This is a genomic window from Endozoicomonas sp. SESOKO1 (genome assembly GCF_024606265.1).
In the GTDB taxonomy this organism is placed as follows: domain Bacteria; phylum Pseudomonadota; class Gammaproteobacteria; order Pseudomonadales; family Endozoicomonadaceae; genus Endozoicomonas.
Genome location: NZ_JAHHPP010000129.1, coordinates 1 through 8,150, shown reverse-complemented (window position 1 = coordinate 8,150; position 8,150 = coordinate 1). Strand labels below are relative to the sequence as shown.

The window sequence follows — 8,150 nt, the reverse complement described above, 5'->3', positions numbered from 1 at the left end:
ACTGCCGACCCCAGCATTATGAGTGCTGTGCTCTAACCAACTGAGCTACCTAGCCGCCGAAAGATGGTGCGCACTTTAGTGATTTCACCCGAGCCTGTCAAGCAAAAAGCCTATAAGCGAAGCCGATTAATAACACGACGACAGACAAACACTCGATTCACGGGTACAACGAAAAAAGGCACGCTTTCCCGTGCCTTGTTCAAAATCCTTTTCAGAAAGGTTCAGACATTAAACAGGAAGTGCATAACATCACCATCCTGGACGACATAGGCCTTACCTTCTACACGCAGACGACCCGCTTCTTTGGCACCCTGTTCACCATTGTATTTGATGAAATCATCATAGCCAGTGACTTCCGCGCGAATAAAACCACGCTCAAAGTCGGTATGAATAACACCGGCAGCCTGGGGAGCGGTTGCACCCACTTTCACCGTCCAGGCCCTGACCTCCTTCACCCCTGCGGTAAAGTAGGTTTGCAGACCAAGCAGGTCATAACCAGCGCGGATAACACGATCCAGACCTGGCTCTTCCATTCCCAGGTCAGCCAGAAACTCTGCGCGCTCGTCGTCATCCAGTTCGGCAATTTCTGATTCCAGTTTATTACAGATCGGAACTACCACAGCGCCTTCCTGAGCAGCAATTTCCCGAACGGTATCCAGGTATTCGTTATCCTCAAAACCATCTTCATCCACATTGGCAATGTACATGGTGGGTTTGATGGTCAGCAGGTGGAACAAACGGACAAGTTTTCGTTCATCATCACTCATGTCCAGAGAACGAACCGGATTACCAGCCTCCAGGTGCGGGATGATTTTTTCCAGCAATCCCTTCTGGGCGACTGAATCCTTATCCCCACCCTTGGCAGAACGGGCAACGCGCTGAAGTTGTTTTTCACAGCTTTCAAGATCCGCCAGCACCAGTTCCATATTGATGATTTCAATATCAGCACGGGGATCAATCTTGTTAGCCACATGAATGACATTGTCATTGGCAAAGCAGCGAACCACATGAGCAATCGCATCCGTTTCGCGGATATTGGCCAGAAACTTATTACCCAGGCCTTCCCCTTTGGAAGCCCCTTCAACAAGACCGGCGATGTCCACGAACTCCATGGTGGTCGGCAACACTCGCTGAGGTTTAACGATTGCTGCCAGCTTATCCAGTCGGGGATCTGGCATGGCAACAACACCGGCATTGGGCTCAATGGTGCAGAACGGGAAGTTTTCTGCATCAATACCCGCCTTGGTCAAGGCATTAAATAGCGTTGACTTACCAACGTTTGGCAATCCAACGATGCCACATTTGAAACCCATAGCGCTTCTGCTCGCTCCTGAAGATAGTTAATGGTGGCGAATTATAAAGACTGAGGGAAAAAATTTCAGAAATTTTATGTCGACCGATAAAAAAACGCCCGGAAAAATACTTCCCGGGCATTCGATCGAATCAGATAAAAGAAGAATCAGCCAAACTTTGGCAGAGCTCCCATCAAATCAAGAGCCGCCAGCACCATGGCAGCAATACCAAAAAGGAAAATCAGTACCATTCTCACAATCCCGCCCGGCACCTGGTAGCCACCCTCACCCCGCTGACGACCGATCCAGGCCATCGCCACCGGTGAGAGAATACAGAAAACCACCAGCATCAGCCCGGCAAAACCAATGGCAGTAATAAAACCATTGGGCAGAAACACGCCCAGCAGGGTTGGCGGGATAAACGTGATCACACCTGTTTTCAGGCGACCCGCAAAGCTGTTATCGAAACCAAACAGGTCTGCGATGTAATCAAACAGACACAGGGCAACGCCAAGGAATGAGCTGGCCACCGCCATATTGGCAAACCACTGCAACACATTCGAAATATTCACATTAAGGCCAGACTCGGAAAGTGCGCCCAGCATATCGCCAATATTGCCCCCGGCAGCAATAATGGCCGGGAACGCTTCACGAGGCAGGTTCCCAAAGAAACTGAACTGCCACAGGGCATAAAACGCCAGAGCCAGCAACGAGCCCGTCAATAGAGCAAACCGTACCTGCTTTCCATCCTTGTTGAGGTAACGGGTGATACTGGGTACAGCGGTCTGCATACCGAAACTGACCGTCAGAAAGCCCAATGCTCCGAAAGAGAACGGATACACTTCGGCAAACGACAGGCCCGGCATCAGATAGTCAGATGACGCATTGCCCAGCAAGCCGCCGATACTCCACAGAAAGGTAATAACCATGCCACCAACCAGCACGGTACTGACCCGGTCAACGGCACGGGTTCCGGTTATTACGATAGCCGAAAGCACCAGGGCAAAAACAAAGCTGGCCATCGGCGGGGAGAGAGAGACACCATCTACAGCCTCCAGAGAGTAAGTAATGATGGAACTGCCTCCCGAGATGTAGGCATAAGTCAGGATGTAACAGAGAAAGGCAACCGAAGCACCGTTAACAACACGACCAATAGAGCCAATAGTGCCCTCGGCAATGGAATCAAAACTCGCCCCCAAAGGAAAGCGCAGATTGGCTTCCAGTAGATAGAGTGATGCACTGTACATGCAATACCAGGTAAAGACCATCAGCAGCATTGAGTAACCAAACCAGAGACCGCTGGTGGCCACCGGCAGTGAAAACATTCCGGCACCAATCGCGGTTCCGGCTACGATCACCGTTCCTCCAAGAACCGAACCCTGCTTCCTGACAGAGCCCGGAGAACATTCCGTTTTAACTGCTTCAGACATTATTATTCCTACTGCTGTATGAAACTATTTGCTTAAGTGTGTTTTCTAATAAGACAATGGCTATTCAGATCTGTTCAATCATCGCCATTTCATTGTCAGATAGCGTTTTCAGATAATTTGAACAACGGGTTACCTTGGTGATGCTCACCCCGATCCGCCTGGCGATCTCCCGTTGAGACTCTTCTCCCGAAAGCAGTGCCCGCATAATGGCCAATCTTGAGCCAATGGCTTCCCGCTCTTCTTGAGTCAGTAACACCCGCATAACCTCATGCAACGCTTCCAAATCCTGCTGTCCCTTCAGCAGTTTGATTACCTGAAACCAGGACTCAGTCTTCATGCCTTGTTCAATTTATCTCAGCCACCCGTATTGGTGTAACAGTACAAAAGTACACGAATCTCGGATATTACGGAAAATACTAAAAAACACAATTAAAATAATTAAATCCCGGTTCTGGCTGAACCAAACTGACAGGCGTTCTCAAAAAATAGAATTATCTGCACAAAAAAATGTCCAAGCGCTCAACATCTGAAACTTATTACCTTAATAACCAAGGCGACAACCCTGTGAATCAATTTATCAAAACCGTTATTTTTACAGCGATACCTGCATTGGCAGCTTATTCACTCACAGTCATTGCAGCAGAGAGCATTGAACCCATGGAAACTAACGATCCGTACCTGACAGCCATTGGGTATACCCTTGAAAAACACTCCGACGCCCCCCCCGTCATTACCGCTCACTTTGACCACTGCGCCGACACCCCCCTGGCGAGGGAAAAAAGAATGGCAAAAGGCATTCTTATTGGCAACAACCGAGTGCTCGCCCCTGCCAATGACTTCATCGACCCATGCTCCCCCCCGATCCTTATACCTGAAAGCCTCCCTCAGCTATTAAATAGCTATTATTGCCACGATCAGCGAATCAAAAAAATCACCCACCTCTCTCTCATTCCCCAGAGCCGGGGGCAAACTGAAAGCGAAACCGATAAAATCAGTCAGCAAGCCAGAGTGGCCGCACCAAAAATCATCAGAGTGTTAAATGAACGGCATTTTGATGGAACTTCAACCGTCGATGCCCTGCTATGCCACAGGGTCGACAATGGCATTATCAACACAACACCATCGGTTGCCGTTCTGTCTTTAAGTAAACGAGGGGTTGGTGCATTGCCAACAGAAATAGCAACAGCAAATATATATGACACAAAACCATATGAAAAAAGTGAAGCCACCGGCAACGAGCCTCCTGTAACGCAAAGCTCTTTACTCCTCAGAAACCAGATGCATTTTCTGAATAGTGATACTGGCGCCAGTCCAGAATCACAGGACCTCAATCAGCTCATGGAAGCAGCCAGAAAATTACAGATTGTTGAAGAGAGTAAAGGCAACAGCAAGTTTGATGCTCAACCAGTAGCATTGATTACATCTACCGGCGACCAGCATTATCTGAAGGCTCTTGTTAACGACTGGGAAATCATCGAGGATTTTCCATCGCTATATGATCTTCCCGACCATGCCCAAAGGCATCCTTACATCAGCAAACTCTGGAAAAGCACCAGCCCGTTTACAGGTACCATAGGCCACACTTTAGGAATGCAAAGCATTCCCAGCCTGACTGGCGCCGCAGGAGGCGTTCTGGCAACCGTAGAGATAGCAAGTACAGCCATGCTTTTTTATATTATTGCCAGCTACCTCTCATCTTCACCTTACATCTATACCGTTATGAAAGCAGGACTGGGCTTTATTCTGGCCTCCGGGTTTTATCGCTGGGCAACCTCGGAATATTAATTAACAACATGCAGGACACTAAAAACAACTACATTTATCAACTGTACTCTTAAGCTTATGGGCCACCAGATGCCAGACAGAAGTATAACCGTAGGAATTATTTGTGGAGGCCCCTCCCCTGAAGCCAGTGTTTCAAGACTTTCCGCAGGTCGCATCAGCCCGCCCCTGGAGAAAAACTATCAGAAGGTAGTCACTCTTGAGCTGGATGAGATGCTGCCCGCTAACCTGACCTTCCACCGGGTTGATGTTGTTTTTCCTGTTGCCCACGGCCCAATGGGAGAGGACGGCTGCCTTCAGGGACTTCTTGAAGTTATGGGCATCCCCTATGTGGGCTCAACGGTTTTAGGCAGTGCATGCGCCATGGACAAAGTCACTACCAAGCGTATTTTGCAGGCTGCAGGCATCCCCATGGCAAAAGATTGCATTGTTTCCGGGAAGGATCCGTTACGTTCATCCGTCAGTCAGTGCATTGAAGCGCTCGGGGAGAAAGTTATTATCAAGCCTTTCGCCCAGGGTTCAGGTATCGGCATTCAGTTTGCCCGTGGTGAGAAAGAACTGACAGAACGGCTCAGAAACGGCTTTGAGAAAGATGAGCAACTACTGGTGGAGACATTTATTCATGGCAGTGAAGTGACCGCCGGGGTACTTGAGCTGGACACCACACAGGTGCTTCCGACCACAGAAATCATTACGCCTGATGATGCCTGGTACGACTACACCCACCGCTACACGCCGGGTTTGAGCGAACACATTATTCCGGCCCGGATTACCGATTATCAGAGAAAAAGAGTTCAGGAGATCGCTCTGCAGGCACACCAACTGGTTCGCTGCCGGGATATCAGCCGCTCCGATTTTATGGTTCCCGGAGACGGAGGAGAGCCGATTTTTTCTGAAATTAACAACCTTCCCGGAATGACGCCCACCAGCCTGTTTCCCGATGGCGCAAGGCATGCCGGAATAGAGTTTGAGGAACTGATATGCCGATTGATCGACAACGCCATGCTTAGAAAGGAAAAACAGTATGTTAAAGGTGGTTACTGGCCAATCCCTGAATTGAATGTATCAATCCAGTAGCAGTCGCTATTCAAACCAAAAGCAGGTACCAGAGAAAAACTCAGGCAGAAAATGTATGCAATTCCTGAATCGCTTTGGATCGTTTGCCATTCAAAGCTTCAGGTGTTACCCGGACAGATTCATCAATAACAGCATCAATCTTTTGCCGCTCTGCAACCGATGGTTTGGTCAACACATAGTTAACCACATCTTTGCTATTTCCGGGATGGCCGATGCCAAGACGAAGCCGCAAAAACTCACGACTGTTGCCAAGAGAAGCGATAATATCTCTAAGGCCATTATGACCACCATGGCCGCCACCCTGCTTCAAGCGGCCAACGCCAGCGGGTAGATCAAGCTCATCGTGAACCACAAGGATAGACTCAGGAGGGATTTTGAAGAAAGTCGCCATGGATCCAACAGCCTGACCACTTCGATTCATAAAGGTTACAGGATTAAGCAGGCGAACTTCCTGTCCGCCTATCAGCACCCGGGCAGTCATACCAAAAAACTTCTTTTCTGGCTGCAAGATAGCACCATGGCTTCTTGCTAACTGCTCAACGTACCAGAAGCCGACATTATGGCGGGTATCTTCATACTGTGCTCCGGGATTTCCCAGCCCCACAACCAGTCGAATCGACTCTTTTGAGGACAAGAGCTCCGAAGATTTTGCCATAATGCCTCCTTGTGCTTACTCTTCGCCAGTGGCTTCAGCAGACTCTTCAGATTCTTCAGAACCACCGCGAGTAGCCTGAACACTGGCGATATCCAGATCCTGACCGTGAGCGATAACTTCAACGCCCGCAGGAATGACCAGGTCGCTCAGGTGAACGTGGCCACCCACTTCAACCTTGGCCATGTCAACTTCGATGAACTCTGGCAGATCACCTGGCAGACACTTGATTTCCAGATCGACACGGTTGTGTACGATCGCACCACCAGCCTTCACACCAACACACTCTTCTTCATTAATAAAGTGCAGAGGCGCATTAGTGGTGATCTCATGGTCTGCATCAACACGCAGGAAGTCCAGGTGCATGGCAAACTCTTTGGCAGGATGACGCTGCAGATCCTTCAGGATGGCCTGCTGTCTGGCGCCGTCAACCGTCAGGGTCAGAACCTGGGAGTAGAAAGCTTCCACTTCCAGGGCCTTACGGATGGCCTTACCTTCCAGAGTGATCTGTACAGGCTCAGCTTCACCACCGTAGATGATACCAGGAACCAGGTCAGCACGACGGAGGCGGCGGCTCGCACCTTTCCCGATATCCTTGCGCGCTGTTGCGTTTAAAACGATTGTTTCAGACATGATTATCTCCAATATACCTGCCACCACCTTGCGACCAGGCAGCGTCAGGCTGTTCAAAAAGAACCCCCAAAGGGATTCAAAGGTGCGATATCATACCGGCATGGCGCAAAAAAACAAAATATGTTTCCCGTATCAGACTGGGTATTTACTGAAACATTGCGCTGATGGATTCGGCATTACTGATTCTGCGCACAGATTCAGCCAGCAAAGTCGACATATCCAGCTGACGAATCTTATCCAGCGCCTGGGCTGCCGGACTCAGGGGAATAGTATTGGTAACCACCAGCTCATCCAGCTGGGAGTTGGCTACATTTTCCAGGGCGCGACCAGAGAGAATGGGATGAGTACAATATGCATAAACAGCTTTTGCACCCTTCTCTTTCAGGGCCGCAGCCGCCTGACACAATGTACCGGCAGTATCTACCATATCATCAACAAGAATACAGGTGCGCCCGGAAACATCACCAATGATATTCATCACTTCACTCTTGTTGGCCTCTGGACGACGCTTGTCGATAATAGCCAGGTCAGAGTTCAGACGTTTGGCCACGGCCCGGGCACGAACGACACCACCATGGTCCGGCGAAACCACCATCACATCGCTGTAACCACGACGTTCAATATCGTCCAGAAGAATGGGTGAACCGTAGACGTTATCCACAGGGATATCAAAAAACCCCTGAATCTGGTCCGCATGCAAGTCAACCGTCAGGACGCGATCCACACCCACACCGGCAATCATATCGGCAACCACTTTGGCACTGATCGGTACACGGCTGGAACGGGGACGACGATCCTGGCGGGCATAACCAAAATAAGGCAAAACTGCCGTTACACGTATCGCAGAAGAGCGACGCATGGCATCCGCCATCACCAGCAGTTCCATCAGATTATCATTGGTTGGCGCACAGGTGGACTGGATGATAAAAACATCCCGACCACGGACATTTTCCTGAATTTCTACGGCACACTCGCCATCACTGAAACGGCCAACGTAAGCCTTGCCAAGTGGGATATGCAGGTGATTGACAACTTTGTGAACCAAATCCGGATTTGAGTTGCCGGCAAACACCATCATTTTCGACACGGGAAATTACCTTGCTTGGATACTGGGCGTAGGTGGAAAATTCGAGTAATAAGAAAGGATTCAGACAAAGCACTGCCCGAAAGATCAGCATCAACAGATGGCAGGAGACGACTTTCAGTAAGATAGCGCATACGGACAGAATAATGGCTGGGGTGGAGGGATTCGAACCCCCGCATGTCAGGATCAAAACCTGATGC

Annotated in this window: 9 protein-coding genes; 2 read left to right on the top strand and 7 right to left on the bottom strand. The window is 49.6% G+C overall.

Annotation, left to right across the window (positions count from 1 at the left end):
• Positions 1-221 precede the first annotated feature (221 nt).
• From ychF to trpR, 3 genes are all read right to left on the bottom strand, one after another.
• On the bottom strand, positions 222-1,313 hold the full coding sequence (ychF, locus tag KDK13_RS06560; RefSeq protein WP_257284176.1) for a redox-regulated ATPase YchF: 1,092 nt from the start codon (positions 1,311-1,313) through the stop codon (positions 222-224).
• A gap of 146 nt (positions 1,314-1,459) precedes the next feature.
• Positions 1,460-2,722 carry an amino acid permease gene (locus KDK13_RS06555; RefSeq protein ID WP_257284175.1) on the bottom strand — a complete coding sequence of 421 codons (1,263 nt, stop codon included), beginning with the start codon at positions 2,720-2,722 and terminating at the stop codon, positions 1,460-1,462.
• Between the two features lie 64 nt (positions 2,723-2,786).
• Complete coding sequence (gene trpR / locus KDK13_RS06550) at positions 2,787-3,059, bottom strand: trp operon repressor (protein WP_257284174.1); 273 nt, start codon at positions 3,057-3,059, stop codon at positions 2,787-2,789.
• Positions 3,060-3,286: 227 nt separating this feature from the next.
• Here trpR and KDK13_RS06545 point away from each other — a divergent pair, with 227 nt between their 5' ends.
• Together KDK13_RS06545 and KDK13_RS06540 are read left to right on the top strand one after the other, a co-directional pair.
• Positions 3,287-4,507, top strand: coding sequence for a hypothetical protein (locus tag KDK13_RS06545; protein WP_257284173.1), 1,221 nt, complete (start codon positions 3,287-3,289; stop codon positions 4,505-4,507).
• A 69-nt stretch (positions 4,508-4,576) separates the two neighbouring features.
• Positions 4,577-5,581 (top strand): D-alanine--D-alanine ligase, encoded by a 1,005-nt coding sequence (locus tag KDK13_RS06540; RefSeq protein WP_257284172.1) that lies wholly within the window; start codon positions 4,577-4,579, stop codon positions 5,579-5,581.
• A gap of 40 nt (positions 5,582-5,621) precedes the next feature.
• Here KDK13_RS06540 and pth read toward each other — a convergent pair whose 3' ends face one another.
• The 4 genes from pth to KDK13_RS06520 all read right to left on the bottom strand — a co-directional run.
• Positions 5,622-6,236, bottom strand: a complete 615-nt coding sequence (pth, locus tag KDK13_RS06535) for an aminoacyl-tRNA hydrolase (protein ID WP_257284171.1) — start codon at positions 6,234-6,236, stop codon at positions 5,622-5,624.
• Positions 6,237-6,251: 15 nt separating this feature from the next.
• Entirely contained in the window at positions 6,252-6,866 is a 615-nt protein-coding gene (locus tag KDK13_RS06530) for a 50S ribosomal protein L25/general stress protein Ctc (RefSeq protein ID WP_257284170.1), read from the bottom strand.
• 145 nt (positions 6,867-7,011) lie between these two features.
• A complete protein-coding gene (locus tag KDK13_RS06525; protein WP_257284169.1) occupies positions 7,012-7,953 on the bottom strand; it encodes a ribose-phosphate pyrophosphokinase in 942 nt (313 codons plus the stop codon).
• Positions 7,941-8,150: hypothetical protein (locus tag KDK13_RS06520; protein WP_257284168.1), on the bottom strand; the 210-nt coding region annotated here is incomplete at its 5' end. The genes KDK13_RS06520 and KDK13_RS06525, both read right to left, overlap by 13 nt.